Annotated in this window: 16 protein-coding genes; all 16 read right to left on the bottom strand. The window is 41.6% G+C overall.

Features of this window, described 5'->3' with window-relative positions:
* Positions 1–13 precede the first annotated feature (13 nt).
* The 16 genes from I7804_RS12540 to yjeM all read right to left on the bottom strand — a co-directional run bounded on the left by I7804_RS12540 (position 14) and on the right by yjeM (position 20365).
* Complete coding sequence (locus I7804_RS12540; RefSeq protein WP_248403742.1) at positions 14–3052, bottom strand: flagellar hook-basal body complex protein; 3039 nt, start codon at positions 3050–3052, stop codon at positions 14–16.
* 170 nt (positions 3053–3222) lie between these two features.
* Positions 3223–3636 (bottom strand): TIGR02530 family flagellar biosynthesis protein, encoded by a 414-nt coding sequence (locus tag I7804_RS12545; protein ID WP_027204199.1) that lies wholly within the window; start codon positions 3634–3636, stop codon positions 3223–3225.
* A 150-nt stretch (positions 3637–3786) separates the two neighbouring features.
* Positions 3787–4521, bottom strand: coding sequence for a flagellar hook capping FlgD N-terminal domain-containing protein (locus I7804_RS12550; protein ID WP_248403743.1), 735 nt, complete (start codon positions 4519–4521; stop codon positions 3787–3789).
* A gap of 73 nt (positions 4522–4594) precedes the next feature.
* Entirely contained in the window at positions 4595–6082 is a 1488-nt protein-coding gene (locus tag I7804_RS12555; protein ID WP_248403744.1) for a flagellar hook-length control protein FliK, read from the bottom strand.
* 860 nt (positions 6083–6942) lie between these two features.
* Positions 6943–8211, bottom strand: a complete 1269-nt coding sequence (locus tag I7804_RS12560) for a hypothetical protein (protein WP_248403745.1) — start codon at positions 8209–8211, stop codon at positions 6943–6945.
* A 271-nt stretch (positions 8212–8482) separates the two neighbouring features.
* The gene (locus I7804_RS12565) at positions 8483–9406 is read right to left on the bottom strand and encodes a magnesium transporter MgtE N-terminal domain-containing protein (RefSeq protein ID WP_248403746.1); all 924 of its coding nucleotides are present in this window, start codon (positions 9404–9406) and stop codon (positions 8483–8485) included.
* 117 nt (positions 9407–9523) lie between these two features.
* The gene (fliJ, locus tag I7804_RS12570; protein ID WP_248403747.1) at positions 9524–10006 is read right to left on the bottom strand and encodes a flagellar export protein FliJ; all 483 of its coding nucleotides are present in this window, start codon (positions 10004–10006) and stop codon (positions 9524–9526) included.
* 120 nt (positions 10007–10126) lie between these two features.
* Positions 10127–11497, bottom strand: a complete 1371-nt coding sequence (fliI, locus tag I7804_RS12575) for a flagellar protein export ATPase FliI (protein ID WP_022752873.1) — start codon at positions 11495–11497, stop codon at positions 10127–10129.
* 11 nt (positions 11498–11508) lie between these two features.
* On the bottom strand, positions 11509–12513 hold the full coding sequence (sctL, locus tag I7804_RS12580) for a type III secretion system stator protein SctL (protein ID WP_248403748.1): 1005 nt from the start codon (positions 12511–12513) through the stop codon (positions 11509–11511).
* Complete coding sequence (fliG, locus tag I7804_RS12585; RefSeq protein WP_027205417.1) at positions 12506–13528, bottom strand: flagellar motor switch protein FliG; 1023 nt, start codon at positions 13526–13528, stop codon at positions 12506–12508. Before fliG ends, sctL begins: the two co-directional genes overlap by 8 nt.
* A gap of 249 nt (positions 13529–13777) precedes the next feature.
* A complete protein-coding gene (fliF, locus tag I7804_RS12590; protein WP_248403749.1) occupies positions 13778–15406 on the bottom strand; it encodes a flagellar basal-body MS-ring/collar protein FliF in 1629 nt (542 codons plus the stop codon).
* Between the two features lie 433 nt (positions 15407–15839).
* On the bottom strand, positions 15840–16175 hold the full coding sequence (fliE, locus tag I7804_RS12595) for a flagellar hook-basal body complex protein FliE (protein ID WP_248403750.1): 336 nt from the start codon (positions 16173–16175) through the stop codon (positions 15840–15842).
* A gap of 204 nt (positions 16176–16379) precedes the next feature.
* Positions 16380–16823 carry a flagellar basal body rod protein FlgC gene (gene flgC / locus I7804_RS12600; protein ID WP_022752878.1) on the bottom strand — a complete coding sequence of 148 codons (444 nt, stop codon included), beginning with the start codon at positions 16821–16823 and terminating at the stop codon, positions 16380–16382.
* Positions 16824–16846: 23 nt separating this feature from the next.
* Positions 16847–17245 (bottom strand): flagellar basal body rod protein FlgB, encoded by a 399-nt coding sequence (flgB, locus tag I7804_RS12605; RefSeq protein WP_022752879.1) that lies wholly within the window; start codon positions 17243–17245, stop codon positions 16847–16849.
* Between the two features lie 510 nt (positions 17246–17755).
* A complete protein-coding gene (gene codY / locus I7804_RS12610) occupies positions 17756–18538 on the bottom strand; it encodes a GTP-sensing pleiotropic transcriptional regulator CodY (protein ID WP_022752880.1) in 783 nt (260 codons plus the stop codon).
* A gap of 273 nt (positions 18539–18811) precedes the next feature.
* On the bottom strand, positions 18812–20365 hold the full coding sequence (gene yjeM / locus I7804_RS12615) for a glutamate/gamma-aminobutyrate family transporter YjeM (RefSeq protein ID WP_248403751.1): 1554 nt from the start codon (positions 20363–20365) through the stop codon (positions 18812–18814).
* Positions 20366–20660 lie beyond the last annotated feature (295 nt).

Consider the following 20660-nt stretch of genomic DNA (forward strand, 5'->3'; position numbering starts at 1 on the left):
TGACTTCATATCATCATCTCTTCAGATTGGTCAGCTCTTCAAGAAGTGTATCTGATACTGTAATGATACGTGAGTTGGCCTGGAAACCACGCTGTGCTGTGATCATGTTAGTGAACTCATTTGAAAGGTCTACGTTACTCATTTCCAGAACGCCTGTTGAAATTGAGCCGCCGCCTACTGTGATATCCTGAACTACAGGGTCACCGGAGTTGAGTGTTGCTGTGTAGAGGTTGTTACCAGCCTTCTCAAGACCTGATGCATTAGCAAATGTTGCAGATGCGATCTGACCTAGAAGAAGTGTCTGACCATTAGAGTATGACGCTGATATCTTACCATCCTTGGAGATGGAGATACCTGTCATAGCGCCCATCATACGGCCTGTATTATTGCCTGCAAGATCACCCTTAGAAGCCTGAAGTGTTGATGTACCTGATGAGTTATAGTTAGTTGTTGTACTAAGGTCAAGATATACGTCTGTCCAAGGGTTAACCGTATCATCCATATCAGGATTGAAGTTGAGCACGATCTTATCAGTTGTGATAGTTGAATATCCTATTCCATTCTCTGTTCCATCTGCCTGTTTGAATGTCGCACCTGTGTATGAACCATTGGCATGATCGTAGTTGAGTGTCATCTCATTACGGTTGTACTCTGTTGCTATTGTCTTATAAGAATTATCAGTAATAGTAAGATTAGCTTCGCCGTTGGCATCCATCTCTATTGTGTAAGTATCCAGAGGTTCGCTTGTATCATAATCTGCACTTGATATACCAAAAGCATTCTTAACAAGAGATGAAAGTTCTGTCATATTACCTGAAGTATTAACCTCTTCCGAAGTTGTAAGAGATACTGTAACAGTTGTACCTGCTACTGATGCTGAGTAACCGGATCCTGTATCAAGTGTATACTCACTGTCTTCATAGCTTGTAAGCTGAAGTCCTGAGTTGGATATAACATATGATGACTGTGAATATGATGATTTGGATATATAATTTGCTGCCTTGGTCTTATCAATTCCAAATGCTGCAAGAATAGCATCAGCATCTGTATTGGCCATGAGATCAGCAAGACTTCCTGTGGAGTTAAGCGTATATGTTGAGATACCGGACTTATCTGTATATACAGCAGTCTCTTTTCCTACACTTGCTGAAATGTTAGTAGTATCTGTTATGGAATAGGTATCAGTATTAGTTGATGGTGTTGTTTCTTTATATGTGATCGTAAGAGACATTGCATCGGTTGTCTCATCATATGTGATCTGATATGTAGGATTTTCCACCTTACGGTACTGAGCAAAATCTGCATCTGTCAGACCAAAATATTTAGCTAACAGCGCCTGCGCTGCATCGTCAACAGTACCGCTTTGATTGATCGTATAAGTAAGAGACGAATCTGCAGCATTTTCAATAGTAATGACAGCCGGATTCTGAGTAGTATCTACGCTGCTGAATTTATATGTGCTAGAAAGTGAAGCATCAGCTGTCTTAGTATCTGTTGTATCTACAGGATAAGATACTGTCAGTGTTCCATCTGATGAAAGCGAATATGTAGCTGTATCAGGATATGCAGCATACTTGGCATCTGTAAGATCTCCATAATATCCGCGTATTGTCTCTGGAAGGTTCTTGAGATTGCCTTTAACAGGAGTTGTATTCTTGATAGCAGCACCTGATGTCACTACTGCTGTACCGCTTGTAACAACTGCTTCATAGCCGCTTGCTACGCCAAGAGATGTTGTACTTGGAACTGTAAGTGTAAGTGAATTGCCATCTGTTGTGTGATAGGTTGTGGATGACGAAAGTCCTGTAGGAATCGCATAAGCTGTTTTTAACGCAGAGGATATACCTGTGTATTTGCCGCCATCAACATCAGATGTAAGAGTACCTGTTGAGGTTGTATAGTTTATAGTTGCTACTGCACCTGATACGGATACCTTATAGGATGATGTATTGGTATCATTTACAACGCCCTTCTTGGTTGTAAGAGATGTTGTGCCTGTATGAGAGATTGTCAGATTACCAAGGTGATCCATTGTATATGTATCATTGTCATAGAAATTCACGTCATCTATTACTATGTTGTACAGGTCATTAAGTACTCCTGCATCATCCAGATCAGAGAGCTTACCGCTTGTAGGAACTGCTGAGAACATTGTAGTATCTGTAGTATTAACATCACTGTCTGTTATAGCAAAATCTGCTGTTCCCTTAGCTGCGGAATAGTTATTTACATAATAGCCTGACTTCAAAACGCCGGGTACCTGATTGGTAACACCTGCCTGATTATCATTACCAAGGTGCACCATAGCAAGCTGCTCTGCTCCTACTGATACGCCGTCGCTGTCCATGATATCTGTAAGTGTCATGGTATATGTATTCTCGGCATCATCAACGTCCTTGATAGTGAACTCTGCTGTGTAGAGATATCCAAGATTATCATAGAACTCAAGAGCTATAGTCTTACCTGCAGATGATGTGATATTGGTATCCTTGGCATCGATGTTGCCGCTTACTACTGCCTGAGATGTTCCTTCAGGAGGGAATGTACTGGTCTCATCTGATATGATCTGGAGCTTAGTAAGACCGCCATTGGTATTGATAGATGTAACACCTGTATCTTCATCAGTAACTGCCATCCATCCCATGATATAGTAACCATCTGACTGAGTAGCAAGATTACCATTACCATCTACATAGAATGAACCATCTCTTGTGTATACATTCTGAGTTCCGTCATTGACGATAAAGAATGCATCACCGGATATCATAAGATCGTATGGATTGTTTGTAGTCTGAGTTGCGCCCTGAGTATCTATCGCTGTTGCTATAGAAGCTGACTGAGCACCAAGACCTATCTGACGGGCATTGACACCACCGGTTGTTTCGGTTGAGCCTGATGCGTGCTGTGTTGTCTGGTACATAAGATCTGCAAAGCTGATAGACTGTGATTTGAAAGATGTGGTGTTAACATTGGCGATGTTGTTACCAATAACGTCCATCTTGGTCTGATGAGTCTTGAGACCTGCAACACCTGAATACATTGATCTTAACATAGATAAAACCTCCTACTATAGAGCACCGGGAGATAATAATTGCTTTCTACAATAATAACTCTTGGGTACTGGTAGGAGCAGAATGCTTTAACTTTAAAATCCTTCTGTCAGTCGGGATTTTAAAAGACCTCTTTGTAGAAAAAACTTTCTCTTTTTCCTTAAGTCCGGCCTTATGCTATTACTGCTCCGTCGATATTTGTAAATACTTTGCTATCACTTGAATCTTCCTGATTCATGGCTGTCACCACTGTGTTATTGGGTATGTTGACTATAAATGCCAGTGAATCAACAAGTATAAGTGATTCGTTAATTCCTTTCTCTCCTGCCTGTATCTTTCCCTGGTTCAGGCGTTCAAGCTGATCTTTGGATATTTCGATATTTCTGTCATTGAGCCTTGCCGTAGCATGTTTTGAGAATTTAAGCGGCTCATTTCTTTTGGCCAGTTCCTGGGCTTTGTCAAGAATCGATGAGAATGACTCTTGTCCACTGTTTATCTTAGGACTACTATTAACTGTCTTTTCTTTGCCAAGGTACTGCCCCTGAACTTGATCTATGGAAAGAAAGGAGGGATTAAAACTATTCATTTGATATCCTTACTCCTTTCTATCTTCCGGAGATAATCACTTAGATAGGGCTTATCTCCGGAACGTCCTTTACCTTATCGTGTAGCTTATTTAGTAACTTGTTTTGATGACTTTACCGGTAACTTGTCCGGCAATCTGTCAGATGCCATATCAGGTGTCTTCTTTGTCTTCATTATTTAACGATTCTACAGGCTGCGAAGTGTTAGTATTCTCTGTCTCTTTAGCTGCCTGATCGATAAGTTCTGCGTACTTAAGCGCATATTGTGATATCTTGGAAAGCTCTGCTGTCGAGAAGAATTGTGATACATCGCCTGTCATTGCTGTCATTGTTTCATAATTAGCAAGCATTCTCTCAAGTCTGTCCTTGTCAGCATAGAGTGTTACATAATCTACGCCGGGAAGCTTATCAAGGTCTTTTCTTACGGACTCTGCAAGCTGAGTGTTGTCAAAATAGGTTCCGTCTACAACTGCTGTAACATCATCAAGCTTATACTTGTTGCCGTTAACGCTCACATAAGAAGTGCCGCTTTCGTAGGTCACAAAGTCAACCTTACCTTCAACTGTTAATTTGGTCTCGCCAGTCTCTTCATCTACCTGAGTGATCTGAACTGTCTTACCAACCATGTCTGCTGCTCTGTTAAGAGCTACCGTATTGGAGAGGTTCTGCATCTGCTCAACCTGTGTGAACTGCGCGTACTGTGAGATATACTCGGTGTTGGATGTAGGTTCCAGAGGATCCTGATATTTCATCTGTGCACACAGAAGCTGCATGAACTGTTCTTTATATTCGCCTAGTTTGGTGGTTGTAGTTGAGTCTTTTTTCTCAGAAGCTGCCTGACCGTTATTTACGATAACTCCATCTTTTACTATTGCATCTACTGCCATTTCTATTACCTCATTTCTCTAGCAGAAATAGATCTGCTACATGACTTTAATAGTGACTTTGTAATAAGCTTGTTTAAGCCATGTAATCAACGGTCTGTCCATTTGCTGCCATCATTTCGGCTGCCAGCCTTGTCTCTTCGTCGAGCTCCAAGGTATCCTCCTGCAATAGGTCCGGATCTCCAAGGTTGATTCTCCGTATTCTGCTCTGACGTTTTGTTTCCTGTTCTGAAGCGTTCTGCTGGTTGCCTTGTTCTAAGTTTTGTTCGAATGCATGTGCATCTACTGTAACTTCTACTGCATTTACTTTGATGCCCTGCTCGTCAAGCTGTTGTCTTAACTGCATCAGCTGTGTCTGAAGCGCTGCCCCTGCTTCCTGTGTTGATGCTGTAAACTTAGCTGTAACTCCGCCACCTTGTGCCTGCTCTACCATGACCTTTACTGTTCCAAGACTTGCGGGATGGAGCTGTATCTCCATTGATGTCATTTCCTCTTTGATGTTCACTTTCATATGCTCTGTGATCTGGTTTATGATGTCTATCTGACTTGTGGTAGTGCCTTTTGCTGTCTCTTTAGCTCCTGCTGCTTCACTAAATGCACTCTCTAAGTCTTTTACCATCTGCTGATAAGGATTCATCAAAGGAGTTTTAATTCCTTCATTTTGTGAAAAAAGATTCTTGCCTTCTTCGCTTCGTTCATCGCTCTGACTGTCTTTTTTCTCAGAACCCTTATTTACTGTCACCTGTTCATTAGTAGTTACTGCTTTGTCTTCTACTTTGATCTCGATCTTGTCTTCTAAGTCTTTGGGCTGCTTATCTTTTAGAACTTTGATAAACTCATTTTCCTGTCCTTGCGTTTGTCCTTTTTCTTCTAAGTCTTTGACCGTTTCAAGCATCTTACTTATCTCTTCGGGCTCTGTCTCGTAATCTGCTGCTATGTCCTCCATCATCTTACGAGCACTTTCAAGCAGGTTTTGAAGTGATGATGATAAGTCTTCATCCATCAGGACTTCTGCTACATCACCCGTGCCGGTGACTTCCATTACCACTTGTGTCAGATTCTCAGGATTAAAAAGATCTGTAAGTGTCATTCCAAGCTGATTTAGGATTTCTAATACTTCTTCATCTGTAACATCAAGTTCATCGGCGATCTGTGAGATAAGTTCTTTACCTGCTTCTTCGACGTCTTGAACTACTTTGTCTATCTGGTTTTCAAGGTCTGTGGTACTTATGTCTTCATTCCCGTTTATTTGGGTATCCTTGATGTCGATTTCCTTTGATTCATCTTTCTTTATGTCTACTTTTGAATCTTTGTTGTCATTATTCAGTTTTACTTTAGGACTCACCTTTTTGGGTGAAGTTCCCTGACCGGTGTTTTGCAGCGTCTTGTCTAATTGGTTAGTCTGATCCGAACCTGCTATGTTCGAAAGTCTTGCATCTGTGATAACACTGCCAAAATCATCGCCTTTTGCCTGTTGTACTTTACTTACTACCTTTGTAGCTGCAGTCGCCACCTGTGGCATCATCGAAAGTATAGAGGCATCGTACACTGTGTTACCCGGCATGTACGCTCGCTCCTTTCCTGCTACATCTGTGACGTCCTTGTCCTTGGATTTTGCATTTAGAGAGAGTTTGAATCTGTATGTTTCAAGCTCTTATAAAGACGCGCTTCCCTGCGCATATATTACTTGTCATCACATATATCGGAGCAAATTGCAAAAGGAATAACCTTTTCTGATAAAAACTTCCTTTTCATAAACATTGTAGTGACTTCCCATTTGAACAGGTCGGCATCTCCAAAGTCTTTGCCAGGGGTAGGCAGTATATAAATCATTACCACACTGTTAATCGTTTTATAATTCATAGCATGATATCTGGCGATTACCATTCTGGGGTCCAAACTCGCTTCGCTCAAACAGGTGGACCCCGGGCAGAATGGAAATCTCCATCTATCACGCTCATGAATTTTATAAAACGATTAAAAAGTGTGGTAATGATTTATATACTACCTACCCTGTAAAGACTTTGCAGATGCCGACCTGTTCAAATGGCAAGTTTGAGTGTAGTAACTATAAAAGTTATGCCGGTGATGTGAACTTCAGGGAGGCATAGTATGAGTTCTTGAACGTAAATTACAGAAACACGCATTTACTGCGCGTTTTGTGATTCAGTGAATCGGTTGGCAATAGAGCCTTCGACGAAGTCGAACTCAAATGGCTCTATTGCTACATTCTTGAACTTTATGTTCAAGAATGTATAAATTGTTGCCACGCTACAATTGTTTTATATAACAATTTAAATCATAAAAATAAGGAATAGCCTCAAAGGACTATTCCTTATCATGTTGTGTACTTTGAACTTTTACACAAAGCTTGTTTAAAACAGACGCTTCATTAAATCATGCGTCCAAACCAAAAGATTACTTTTAATCCTGCAGCGATGAGATAGAATCTACAAAATCGTTTACCTGATCTTGGAATGAGCTTATCTTTTCTTCAAAAGCTTCCACTATGCTTCTAAGGTTCGCTGACTGTGCGATCATCTCTTGAGACATTGACTTTCCAAGGTTCTTAGAAAAGTTCTTTACTGCTCCTGCATATCCTTTTAATGTTGCCTCATAACCCGGTATTTTGGCCTTCAATATTCCAAGCTGACCAACCATTTCTGTGATCTTGCCAAAGTCGCTTCTTTGCTTGAAATCGTCCTCATCCATGATATCATCAAGCTCATCTTCTGCATCGTCAAGCTCATCTTTGATGTCATCAAGGCGATCTTCAAGTTCATCCAGCATGTCCTCAAGTTCATCGCACTGCTGCTCGGCTTCTTCATAGAAAGACTCTTCAAGGCTTTCCCAGCACTCTTCGTCAATATCGCCGCCTGAATAAGTGATATTAAAAATATTATTACCCTTTTCAGGTTTGGAGCGCTTCCCGGTAAGCTTCTGTTTGATAGCCTGAGTGGAATACCTATCTCCTCCATACTGAGAGATTGACGGCCATCCGTCCTTGAAGACTAAGTTGTGCCTCTGTGGTCTGTAGTCTTCATACTCATCAGGCTCATCCTTAAGATCAAGATAAGCAGATGGTTCACGGGCTGGAAGTACAGCCATAGGAGCCTTGCCGGCCACAAAAGAGAATGTGACAGTTACACTATCCTGAACATCCGGCGTTACAAAAGGAAGTTCATAAAGCTCCCATCCCTTTTGATGTAGTAGCGGGTGAATAAAGTTCCTGTTAAGCTTATAGATCCTGCTGTTACCATCGTCACCCATAAAGGTAACTTTGAAAAGGCAGGTCTCATCACCTTTTTCATTCTCGCCGCCGTTAAGCCAGAATATAAAATGATATTCAGTTAGTGGGGAAAGTGTAAAGTCCTTAGATCTGGCAACCTTCTCGCGATCGTCCCAATTACCAAGCATCAAAGCTTCGGTAAGAGTTCCGTCCATCACGCTGGTCATATAGGAGATATCTGCATCGCGGCGAATCCATTCATCGCCATTAAAAGTAATATAATTCATGGATTTTTCCTCCGAAATAGTCATATTATCGGACGAAGCATCCAATGCAGACATTCGAATGGTCCCGCTGCCTACATAGCATGCTCGCCCATTCTTAACAAGACCCTTTGCCCTCTTAGGGTATGTGGTCCCAATAATGTCTCCGTTTGCATCTGTAACTGTAATGTTTTTTGTCATGGGTGTCTTCCCCTTTTAAAAGATGTTAACTTTAATGTAGATATAGATTTAGCATAAAATCACAGCCCTCGTTTTTTATTATGGGTATCGTCCCCAGACCAGATTTTATCTACATTTTATGCTAGCATCGCCATATATGAATGTCAACAGTATTCTTATCAATCTCCCCTATACTTTTTATATAAAAAATATACATAAAAACTACTGCACCCGCTTTCTATGCAGTAGTTTTTTATACAGTAAATTTACATATTTTTATTTACAGACTTCCCTAACCACTTTTGCCATTGGTCAGTTCCGGAAGTCCTTCAGGCTCTAAGAGCTCGGTTACTTTCTCTGCCACCTCAGTGTCGAGTTTACCCATGATCTTGGCTCTGTCATCACTTCCCATCTGCTGAAGGATCCTTGCAACAAGAGTTATGTTAGACATGTTGTTAAAAATCTCTGCTGCTTCCTTCGGCTTCATTGCAGAGAAAGTTGCCGCATAGACCTCAACCTCCTCATCCGAAACTTCGTTTGCAGCAATCTCTTCGTAGATCTTAGCAGCCTCCTCAGGAGCTATCATTGCATAATAGGACGCATATGCACTAGCATCGGGAGCATTGTCGTTGTAGATAATGTCCTGATAGAACTGCTGTCTTTGCTTATCGAACTCTGCCTGCTCTTCTTCAAAAGGCTCAAGCCTTGCAACTTCAGCGTTCAGCCTATCTATGGTTGATGCATAAGAAGCATTTAAGGCAAGCTGCCTTGAAAGTTCCTGTTCAAGAGATGCAACATAGTCAGAATTATCGGCTACGACCTGGCTTGAATCTTCGCCGCTATTATTCATCTGCACTGTTTGCGCCCCCGGGAGAAGATTCTTTATATAAGGAATGTCCTTAAGCGCAGGCGTAAGGGTATCGCCAAGTCCCAGGATGTTGAATTTGATCATAATGGCCATAAGAAGCAACCATACCAGTATTATGAGGAGTATCAGAAGAAAAGAACCAAGACCTCCATGGATATCTCCATTAAGCTCTGCTTCCGCTTCTTCCATTTCTTTTGCACGCAGTCTTGCCTCTTTAGCTGCAGCTTTCTGATCACTCCTAAGCTGCTTTCTATCAGCTTTAAGCTGTTTCATTGCCTCCTTGGGATCATCTGGCAATGTGTATGCCGGTCTTTCGGGCTCTTGTTCCTTTTTCTTCTTATCTGCCATAATAGTTCCTTCCTTACGTCTTTATATTGTGATCAGACATATCTCTCTTACTTACGCCTTTATATTGTGATCAGACATAGCTATCTTCCTTGCGTTTTTTATTGTGGTCAGACATAGCTATCTTCCTTGCGCATTGTTTTCTTTATTCTTTCTGTCACTGATCCTCTGACCATAGGTAAAACTGGTTCTCTGGTCGCTTTCCTTAAACTCAGCATCTTTTTCTTCCTGAAGATATTCCTGAAATGCTCTCTCACGAAGCGTCTCCTGCATCTTGCGCTCCTGCATATCTTTGGAGAGTTTGATCCTTGCTTCATCTACAACTTTTTCAGCCCGCTCTATATTGAGCTTTTGATCTTCTATCTGAGCTTTTACATTCTCAACCGCATTCCGGTTAAACAGAATCTCATTTACATCCAGTATACTTTTTTGAAGTTCCTCGCCCTGAAACAGATAATCTTCCAGCCGTCTTTGAAGCGCTTCCATTTTGTCCAATTCTTCATTAAGATGCATCTGCGCTACACCAAATTCCATCTTGGACTGATTCTCAGTCTTGATCTTTAGATTGAGTACGCTTTGCATGCTATAGACAAATTTTGCCATGTAAATCCTCTTTTGACCAGATTGGTCTGAGCCGCTCTGGATCTAGCTTTGCGACCAGTTTGGTCATTTTAAGGCGCTTTGCGCCTTGCTTTTAGCAAGGCATAACCCCTAAGAAAGCCTTTATTTCTTGGGTTCGTCAGGAAAAAGAGTCTCAAGCTGGTCTATGATCTCTTCGAAGGAAAACTTCTCATCCGTTGACTGGAGTAGAAAATCATTGACTGCATCTATCTTCTCGATGGCATAATCAATATTCTTGTTAGCACCCTTCCTGTAGGCCCCGATATTGATAAGATCTTCTGCATCATTGTAGGTTGCCATTACATTTTTGAACTTACCTGCAGACCTCTTTTGCTGAGGAGATGCTATGGCAGACATACATCTTGAGATACTTTGAAGTACATCTATTGCAGGATAATGGTTCTTTTGTGCCAACTTACGGTTTAAGACTATATGTCCGTCCAGGATCGATCTTGCTGTATCTGTGATAGGCTCATTGAAGTCATCACCATCTACAAGCACTGTATATAGGCCTGTTATAGATCCTTTCTGAGACTTGCCGGCTCTTTCCAAGAGTTTGGGCATCTCGGCATATACAGACGGCGGATAGCCTCTTGATACAGGAGGTTCGCCGCTGGCAAGCCCTATCTCTCTTTGCGCCATAGAAAAACGTGTCAGTGAGTCCATCATAAGAAGAACATCCTTGCCCTGATCTCTAAAATACTCTGCTATTGACGTTGCTGTCTTAGCTGCCTTGACACGTTCTAGGGCCGGCTTATCTGAAGTTGCTACTACTACTACAGATCTCTGGACGCCTTCTTCGCCAAGATCTCTTTCTATGAACTCTCTAACCTCTCTTCCACGCTCTCCGATCAGGGCTATTACGTTGATATCTGCCTTAGTATTACGCGCAAACATACCAAGGAGGGTGGATTTGCCGACTCCGGAACCTGCAAATATCCCTATACGCTGCCCCTTACCGACAGTCAGAAGTCCGTCAACAGCTTTAACGCCAAGCGGCAGTACTTCTGATATCGGATCTCTTGACATAGGGTCCGGAGGCTGGTTCTCAACAGAATAAGAGATTCCGTTTTCCAGGACATGTCCCTGACCATAGCTAGTTCCATCAATACGGCCAAGCCCATCAAGTGTCTGACCAAGAAGACCATCACCAACATTAACTCTAAGAGGCGACTCTGTATTTTCCACGATAGAGCCGCTTCCTATTCCGCTGGTATTCTCATATGGCATAAGCTGCACTCTTCCATTTGAAAAGCCTACAACTTCAGCCATAGTGGGCTTTCCGGAATATTTAACAGGAGATTCATCCCCTTTTTGTTTGGGATAGATATAGCAAATATCGCCCATCTTGGCATCGGGCCCTGCTGACTCGATTGTAAGACCGACGATATTTATGACCTTTCCCCTTGTTCTGTAAAAGGTCTGAGTTTCAAGTTTTCTATATCTGCCAAAATCTATAAGTCCACCTGACATAAGATCTCCTACTAATTCCTACGGTCAAAAGAAAGAAGCTTTATCTTTCTTCCGAGTTCTTCAAGCTCAACTCCAACACTACAGTCAAAGATTCCGCCATCAGTTTCGATAATGCACTCATTTTCTTTAAGTGTAGGATCTTCTACAAGTTCAAGTACCGTATCCGGGCTTACTACGTTTTGCATGAGCTGTTCCTTGGCATCTGTGATCATGTCATAATCATCAGGCGAAATGTGTATAAGAAGGCTTCCGCTTGACTCTATTCTTGAAAGAGCTGTCTGGAGAAGGTGAAGGATTATCTCCTTATCATCTTTAAAGGATACGTTGAACACATGCTCGTAGATCCTTGTCAGTGTATCAACCATCTCAGGTTCTACAGACTGGGTCATGCGCTCGTATCTTGCCTCAAGCTCTTTTTCTTTTTTCTGAAGGGTCTTCTCTATCTTATCTTCAGACTTACTCATGCCTTCCTGAAAACCTTCGTCGTAACCTTGGCGGTGGCCTTCTTCCCTTGCCTGACTCAGAATCTGATCAGCCTGAGCTCTGGCATCAGCAACTATCTGATTGGCCTGTACCTGAGCATCGTTTAATATCTGATCTATATCTTTTTGAATATTTGGAGGCATATCTCCCGAACCGCCATATGAAGGATCCTGCCCGCCGTATTCGTCGCCCGGCATCTGGCTCGGAGAATCCGGCATCATGCCGCTTTCGCCATCAAAATCAGACAGACTCATCTCAGAGGGCATTGCATCCATTCCATCCATACCCTCCTGATCTTCCATCAGTCTGTCAATCGGTTCTGCAGGAATTCCTTCGTTAAAAGAGGGTTCGTACATGTCATCCATGCCGTCCATGCCTTCTTCAGTCTGCATCTGGGCACTTTGCCTTGCACGGCGCCGCATCTCTTCCTCATAAGACTCCTGAATCTTGATATCAGACAGCTCATTATTATCGATGATTCTTGTATCTTCACTATCAAGAGTTACCCACATGCCTTTTACAAGATTAGACAACTATATCATCACCTCCGCCCCTGGAGATTACGATCTCGCCGGAATCTTCAAGCTTTCTGATAATGTTAACGATCTTCTGCTGAGCTTCTTCAACATCCTTCATACGAACAGGACCCATGAAGTCCATATCTTCCTTGATCATAACTGCAAGACGCTTTGAAAGGTTATTGAAGATTGCAGTCTGAACCTGCTCATTTGCACCTTTACAAGCAAGAGACAGATCTGAGTTATCAACATCGCGAAGTACTCTCTGGATCGAACGGTCATCCAGCATGAGGATATCTTCGAATACGAACATCTTCTTACGGATCTCATCAGCAAGCTCGGGCTCTTCGATCTCGAGAGTTTCCATGATATGCTTTTCTGTCTGACGATCAACTGTATTGAGAATCTCAACAACAGCATCGACACCGCCGATGATCGTGTAATCCTGGTTAACAAGAGACGACAGCTTGGTCTCAAGTACTTTTTCTACATCCTTGATAGTATCCGGACTCGTTCTATCCATAGTCGCTATCCTCTTGGCAACATCTGCCTGTCTGTCAGGAGTAAGGGCACCCAGGATCTGCGAGCTCTGCGCTGGTGACATGTAGGACAAAATAAGTGCGATCGTCTGAGGATGCTCATCCTGTATGAAAGTAAGTATCTGTGAAGGGTCAGTCTTTCTGATAAATTCAAAAGGCTTAACCTGCAAGGATGCAGTAAGTTTACTGATAACATCCATAGCCTTGTCTTCACCAAGTGCTTTTTCAAGGAGTTCCTTGGCATATGTGATACCGCCTTCAGCAATGTACTGCTGAGCAAGACATACGCCGTAGAAATCATTGATAACAGCCTCTTTTATCTCAGAGCTTACAGATCTTGTGTTGGCAATCTCCAGAGTGAGCTCCTCGATCTCCTCCTCTTTCAGGTATTTAAAGATAAGAGATGACTTCTCGGGTCCAAGCGCGATAAGAAGTATCGCTGCCTTCTGTGTGCCTGAAAGGTTGTCTGTCAAATTTGACGCAGGCGCCATGCCTTGCATTAAGCCTTCTTCTGACATACGTTTTCTCCCATTTTGTTATTGTTAAAACTATATTACGGATGCATTTCTATGTACCAATCACGGATGCAGGATGCATCTAGCACATGTCCAGAAATGCATGGATGCATTTCAATGTGCCAGTCGCGGAAGCAGGATTGCTTCCAAGACATGCTTCTGTCATGGATGCAGGATGCATCTAGCACATGTCTAGAAATGCATGGATGCATTTCTATGTGCCAGTCAAGCAAAATCATCATTAAGCCAGTTACGGAGCAGGTTCGCAGCTGCTTCCGGATTGGACTCAACAAATTCTTCGATAAGTTTCTTGGTTTCAGATCCTTCATCCATTTCGATGTTCTCAAGAGATTCAGCTTCTTCTGGCTGAGACTCAAGAAGCTGCTCAACAGACAGTTCTTCCGGCTCGTCCTCCACCTCTTCCTGGCGCTCGGAATGAAGACTTCTGATGATAACAAATGCAAGAAGTGCAAGTATCACGAGGATGAGGATTATCTGCAGCAGATCTGTAAGGCTCATATTAAAGCCTTCACTATCAAAATAGATATTCTGTTCAAAAAGACCTACGGTAACATTTTCTGTGCTGATGCCTGTTGCATTGGCTACAAGGTTCTGAAGCCTTGTAAGCGTTGCTGCATCTATTGTTTCAGTAACATCAACAGGCTGAGCATTTGCAACCTTATATTCTTTCCAGCTAAGACCCTCATGATCTTCTGCTTTGTAATCATCCTCATTAAGTATTACATAATTGATTGCTGATACAGATACAGTTGATGTAGTGTAATCAATCGCCCCTGGAGGGGTATTGGTAGTTGTGATCCTTTCGTTTGGAAGATAATGTGACTCTTCTTCCGTGACCGACTGGGAATAATTCTCATTGTCCTGAGTCACATAGGTTGTGCCATCGTTACTATCTGTCCCAGGCACCCCCGACTCACCTCCTGTAGAATCCGAGGAATAAGATCTGTGTTCACTTAAAACGCCCTGAGATCCGCCTTCAACAGGTGTGTATGTATGAATCGTGTCATCTATTGTGGAAAAAACCATATTCAGATTGGTACCAACTTCTACGTTGTCATACATGTTGGTTCCAAGTATTACATTTTTTACTGCCGTTCTTACTGCTGCTTCAGCCTGTTGTTTTAATGTGAGCTGAGAAGTAGCTATGCCCATTACAGTCTCATCTTCACCCGCATAGAGCATCATGCCTGTCGAATCCATGATAACTATACCTTCGGTAGTCTCATTTCCTAAAGCTGCGGATATTATCTTGGCAATATATGTTGCATTGTCTTTGGTAAAATGCTCCGGATCATTTAATTCAAGAAGTATACTTGCTGTAGAATCTTCCTGTGATGCAAGAAGAGTTCCATCATCTTCAGGAACATGAAGTGTGATCCTTGCCCAGTTTACTGATTCAATAGATGCAAGATCCTTCTCCAGCTTTTTTTCCATATATGTAACGTACTTCTTCTGTTTATCAGATTCTGTTGTGGTAAAAGAAGAATCAGTAACTTTATCAATTGTATAATCGTCAGCCTGCACGCCGTTGGACGCAAGAAGGAGTCTTGCATCCTGCTGGCTCTCTTCGCGGACCTTAAATACAAGAGCATCTTCCGACAGCTGATAATCTATGCTGTTTTCTTCAAGAAGATCTCTTATCTCAGCAGCCTGCTTGGTATCATCTGCTGTAACCAGCGTGATGTACTTAGGTTGTGAAAATATCATCACAAGAACTGCCAGGGTGACAAGCGCACCGGCAGCTACTGCGACTATCATAGTCTTTTGTTTAGTTGTAAAGCGGTTCCACCACTCTTTGGCGCGGTCGAGAATTGCTTTTAATCTATCGGGCATGCTTACCTCCCCTTCTGCGTACGAAGAATAAGATCCATACGGCCAACCCTAATTTGGAATCATCAGCCTCTCCCAGTTGCAAATAACATAGGCTGCATCCATAAAGCATGTAACACGAAGTCAATAACAAGAAGTCAGAAACCCGAAGTCAAGAATATGAAATGATGAGTTTGAAAATGTCCCATTTTCAAAAAGAAATTAAGACTATAATCCGATGTCTCCCATAATGATGATCATGGATGCATTTCCTGGCGCCCTGGATACAGGATGTATCTAAGCGTTTTCTCAGAAATGCATGGATGCATTTCTAAACGCCCGGATACAGGATGTATCTTGTGCCTGTATAGAAATGCATGGATGCATTTCTAGGCACCTTGGATACAGGATGTATCTAGCGTTTTCTCAGAAATGCATGGATGCATTTCTAAACGCCCTAGAATTGCATCTGCATTAGCTGGTTATAAGCAGTAAGCACTCTGTCTCTTACTGCTACTGTATATTGAAGTGCTGTTGAAGCTTTAGACATGGCAATCGTAAGATCATGGGTATTCTTGGACTGACCAAGTGCCCATTCTATCTCTGCATTCTCTGCATCTGACAGATAAGCATTGGTAGTATTGATATTATCGATAGTTGTAGCAAGGATTCTGGAAAAAGTGTTGCGATCATCCTCTGACTTGCCAACCGGATTACTAACCCGGCTGGTTCTTTTCTCGGCAGCTTTGACAGCGCCGGAAGATACATTTGTAAGATTAGATATATCAGCCATCAGCCCTCTCCTTTTTGGGTACACAAAACTTGTCCCATGAAATACCCTTCCCCTAAAGCTGCCTTAAATCTGCCCTGTGCATTAAGACATGAAGATCATACAGATCTTCACGAAAGGATACTCCCCGAACAAGTCTCCGCCCCGAACATTTGCCCCTAACAATAGTATTTACCCGAAATAAAACTTTCCGCCCTTTTAGCTACCTCACTTTCCCATTGTAAGTCCCATCTGCGCGATCTGCTTACTTGCGTTAAAAGCAGTCGCATTGGCCTGATAAGCATTTGCAGCATCGATGAGATTGGTCATCTCTGTTACGATGTTGACATTAGGATATGTAACATAGCCGTCTTCATCAGCATCCGGATGAGACGGATCATATACTATGTTCATCTGCGTCTCGGTGTCTTCCCGAACGGTTGTGACTTTCACACCTTTACCCGAGTACTGATCAAGTTTTTTATTAAATATTTTTGTAAAGGGGGTCTGTTCCCCTTTTTCCGCAAATGTTACAACCTTACGTACATAAGGATCTCCGTCTTCATCACGGGTCGTATTAGCATTGGCTATATTCTCAGAGATGATATCCATACGGAATCTCTGCGCTGTAAGACCGGATCCATTAATATCAAAAGAAGTAAATAAACCCATTTAAAGCTCCTTTCTAAGCTTTATCATGAAGGCGCTTTCATAGCCGTCTGAAGATTCTGGAACTCAGATGTAAGCCCTGCTATTACACCCTGATACTTGAGCTGGTTAGATACAAGCTCTATGTTCTCCTGCTCCGGATCGACATTGTTCTCATCAAGACGATAGGAATAATTAACGCTGTCTTTAAAGCTTCTTCCTTTAACTTTAGTTCCGCGAAGGTTAGCAACCTTTTCGTCTAGTGATTTATATTTCATATTACCAAGAGCTCGTCTTAGTTCATTTTCAAAATCTATATCTTCTCTTTTATATCCGGGAGTTGTCGCATTGGCAATGTTATTGGCAAGGATCTCATTCCTTACCCACGTAGCATCAGCCGTTGCATCTAGAACATTAATATAATCGAATGCGTTGGAATTAATCATACTTACTCCTATTTTCCGCCTATTCCGCGGCCCTAAACGTTATAATTTTGCAGCTTATTGCTCCTGCTTGATTATGCGCTTCTCCCATCCTTGGAATTAATTATCGCAAATAGAGTAAAATATTATCTGTTTATTCAATATTTATGATAAAACTTTTAATTGTAATATGCAAGCATCGTTAACGTATTATCGTATATTGCTGTAAAAATCTTTACTCTCTAACATTATTTCGGCTGAAAAATGCAGATTGTTTAGGGATTGCACAACTAGGGAGTATGCCAGCGAAGCTCATTATAAATTAGCCACCTTGACCAGAACGGTATAGAAAAAGCCAGGGAGCGGCATCTCCTGGCTTTTTTGTTTGCTTGTTATGAAATAATCGCATCATTTCATCGGCTATAATTACTATAACAAAACTTATAAATAGTCAAATATCGTATAACAAGCCACAAATTTCTTCAATCATTTAGCTTTCGTAGTAATCTCCTTGCTCTAATAGGATTTTCCAGCTTATTTTGACTCTTTTTTGAGTTTCTTAACTTCATCAAAAACCACATCGTTAAGAACTTTGATATAAGTTCCTTTCATGCCGGAACTTCTGGACTCGATAACACCGGCGCTTTCAAACTTACGAAGAGCATTGACTATAACTGAACGGGTGATTCCGTCTCTGTCAGCAATCTTGCTGGCTACAAGTACGCCCTCCATACCGTTGAGTTCGTCGAATATATGTACGATCGCTTCCATCTCTGAAAAAGATAAAGTGCTGATAGCCGACTTAACAACCGCTATCTTACGGTTTTCTTCTGCACTCTCTTCATTAACAGCACGAAGCATCTCAAGACCGACAACTGTAGTGCCATATTCGCACAAGATGATGTCGTCTATCTCGTAAGCCTGCTCAACCTTATATATAAACAGGGTTCCAAGCCTCTCTCCGGCTATATCTATAGGTGTGATGATTGCCTGATATCGGTCTGATTCTTCAGAATCAAAACCAAGAGTAGTCAGATTCACATTCTCCTTGGTAGAAAGGATTGTAAGAAGTCTCTCATTGAGCATAGGATCTACAAAACTTCCAACCTTACCAATAAGAAGATCGCTTATCTCCGGAATATCAGGCCTTGTTGAAGTTCCAAGGACTTTGCCTTTTCTGCTTATAACAAGAACATTTGAAAAAAGAATTTCTCCCAGAACATCACAGATATCATTAAATACTACCTTGCCGGAATTAACATTATGAAGAAGCTTACCAATCTTACGAGTCTTGTCAAGAAGCTGAACGCTGCTCATGATCAAATCCTTTCTGTAATTGCCAATAGAATACTATTTGCATCATTCAATTGATATTTATATTTGGGCACATAAAACATTTTTTATAATACCTATCTCATTATAAACACAAACAAGGCATAAATCAATCGAATAAAGCAAACAAATGCAACAATTTGCATTAATGTTCTGACAATTATCGATATTATGACAAATAAGCCCTTACCTCCGTCACTAGGGCTCTTTTCTGCAAAAAAGCTGCTGACTATCGCCAACAGCTTTATACATATCTTATTAGATTACTCTAGCATCCTCTGCAGTATTGTCTTTTAGAATATCTTCTGCAGCTTCGCTTGCATGTGTTTTCTTCTCATACGTAGAGTAAATAAGCCATGCACATATACCAAAGATGACAGGACCACTAAGTGACCATATTGTTGTTTTGATATCACCTTCCATTGCAGGCTGGATGATAGCAAATAAGTTCGCCAAAAACAATGTGATCGTTACTACATAGCCCCAGATAGTTGCTGACTTCTGGCTCTTGAATACAACAAAGCTGCGGTCTACATCCTTCATTTTCTTAAACTTAGGGAAAGCATATGATATGAACATGTAAGGAACTGTCATTCCAACATTAACCATTGCGGTAAGGATCAGGAAGAACTGCTGCATTGTATCGCCGCCAAAAGATATAAGTAGAATCATTACGCATACGATAGTGCACTGAATCCACATAGCATTCCCAGGCATGCCGTCCTTGTCAATCTCACCCATCTTACCTGGCCAGAGCTCTTTGGGAGTTCCCTCGATGATCTGCTTAAGTGGTGAATATACAAGTGTGAACATTGCTCCCATTAGTGCAAGAAGCATGATAAATGCATAAACGCGTGCAAAGCCGTGAGCAAGTGCCAGCTGTGCTGAATGACTAACGCCAAATGCTTTACCTATTTCTGCAGCAAAATTGGACATGATCACGTATGACACATTTCCAAGTGTGATCTCCTTGCTTCCAAGGATCTCACTATAGTTTGTAAATGAACCGACAAGCATGATAAGAAAAGCGTATCCTGCAACAATAACCATAGCTGCAGAAATTATTCCCTTAGGAAAGTTCTTCTCTGGATTTTCTGTCTTATCAACAAGGCCGCCTACAGCTTCAATTCCGCCATATGCAAAGAGTGCATATACGATGAATGAAAGAATAGCAATAGGGCTACCCTGATATGCTGCATTGAGCGGAGTCTTAAGTGACTCGAAGCCCTCAAATGGCTGCTGCAGCTGCCCGCCACGGACAATTATCATAACAATAGAGCCTACAACCACTAATATATTGATAGTAAGAACAGCTGTACCACCGATCGAAGTTACTTTGCTTATCTTATCAACGCCCTTGGCATCAAAGTATGTGATGAAGATAAAAAATGCTACAGCCATGATACCAAGTAGTCTTGAGCCTGACAAAAAGTCTGATCCAAATAATGACCAGGTAGCTGTCGTGTCTCTACCAAATAGAATATTAGATACCGGAACCCAGATACCAGATGAAACATTGACCATCCATAAAACATATGATGTATACCACATGAATGTACCAATGAATGCATACTTAGGTCCTACTGACTTGCACATCCACGAGTACATACCTCCTGATTCATGGCGAAATGCAGAGCCAAACTCAGCAACCATAAATGCAAATGGAATAAAGAATAAGATGCCTGCTATCACAAACCATGGAATTGCTGCATACCCCATTAGGTAATAAGAACGCGGGATGTTATTAAATCCGTAAACTGATGTAAAAATCATCAATATGAGGGACGTAAGTCCTAACTTTTTCTCTTTCATAGCTAACTTCTTTCCATAAAAATTTTAAGTTTAAATCTTTGCAAAGCAACGCCAACTAGTATACCATGAAATGTCATTTTTCTCTAGGTGAAAATGTCCAAAAACGTTGAATTTTCAGCACTTCAACGTTTTTAACTTCAAAAGTTTTAATCCCTAAATTATCTTTTTATCATCTATCAATGATTGATTTTTTCGCTTTTGTCTTTCTATAAACTCACATATACTCTAATAACATTCCTATACCTAAATGGTCCTTGCCTCAGTCCACAGCAGACACAAAAAAGAGCCATTTAGC

The organism is Butyrivibrio fibrisolvens (genome assembly GCF_023206215.1).
Lineage (GTDB): Bacteria > Bacillota > Clostridia > Lachnospirales > Lachnospiraceae > Butyrivibrio > Butyrivibrio fibrisolvens_C.

Excerpts from the sequence above, each read along its gene's own strand:
- I7804_RS12540 (WP_248403742.1), bottom strand. The coding sequence starts at position 3,052 with ATGTTAAGATCAATGTATTCAGGTGTTGCAGGTCTCAAGACTCATCAG.
- I7804_RS12545 (WP_027204199.1), bottom strand. The coding sequence starts at position 3,636 with ATGAATAGTTTTAATCCCTCCTTTCTTTCCATAGATCAAGTTCAGGGG.
- I7804_RS12550 (WP_248403743.1), bottom strand. The coding sequence starts at position 4,521 with ATGGCAGTAGATGCAATAGTAAAAGATGGAGTTATCGTAAATAACGGT.
- I7804_RS12555 (WP_248403744.1), bottom strand. The coding sequence starts at position 6,082 with ATGCCGGGTAACACAGTGTACGATGCCTCTATACTTTCGATGATGCCA.
- I7804_RS12560 (WP_248403745.1), bottom strand. The coding sequence starts at position 8,211 with ATGACAAAAAACATTACAGTTACAGATGCAAACGGAGACATTATTGGG.
- I7804_RS12565 (WP_248403746.1), bottom strand. The coding sequence starts at position 9,406 with ATGGCAGATAAGAAGAAAAAGGAACAAGAGCCCGAAAGACCGGCATAC.
- fliJ (WP_248403747.1), bottom strand. The coding sequence starts at position 10,006 with ATGGCAAAATTTGTCTATAGCATGCAAAGCGTACTCAATCTAAAGATC.
- fliI (WP_022752873.1), bottom strand. The coding sequence starts at position 11,497 with ATGTCAGGTGGACTTATAGATTTTGGCAGATATAGAAAACTTGAAACT.
- fliG (WP_027205417.1), bottom strand. The coding sequence starts at position 13,528 with ATGGCGCCTGCGTCAAATTTGACAGACAACCTTTCAGGCACACAGAAG.
- fliF (WP_248403749.1), bottom strand. The coding sequence starts at position 15,406 with ATGCCCGATAGATTAAAAGCAATTCTCGACCGCGCCAAAGAGTGGTGG.
- fliE (WP_248403750.1), bottom strand. The coding sequence starts at position 16,175 with ATGGCTGATATATCTAATCTTACAAATGTATCTTCCGGCGCTGTCAAA.
- flgC (WP_022752878.1), bottom strand. The coding sequence starts at position 16,823 with ATGGGTTTATTTACTTCTTTTGATATTAATGGATCCGGTCTTACAGCG.
- flgB (WP_022752879.1), bottom strand. The coding sequence starts at position 17,245 with ATGATTAATTCCAACGCATTCGATTATATTAATGTTCTAGATGCAACG.
- codY (WP_022752880.1), bottom strand. The coding sequence starts at position 18,538 with ATGAGCAGCGTTCAGCTTCTTGACAAGACTCGTAAGATTGGTAAGCTT.
- yjeM (WP_248403751.1), bottom strand. The coding sequence starts at position 20,365 with ATGAAAGAGAAAAAGTTAGGACTTACGTCCCTCATATTGATGATTTTT.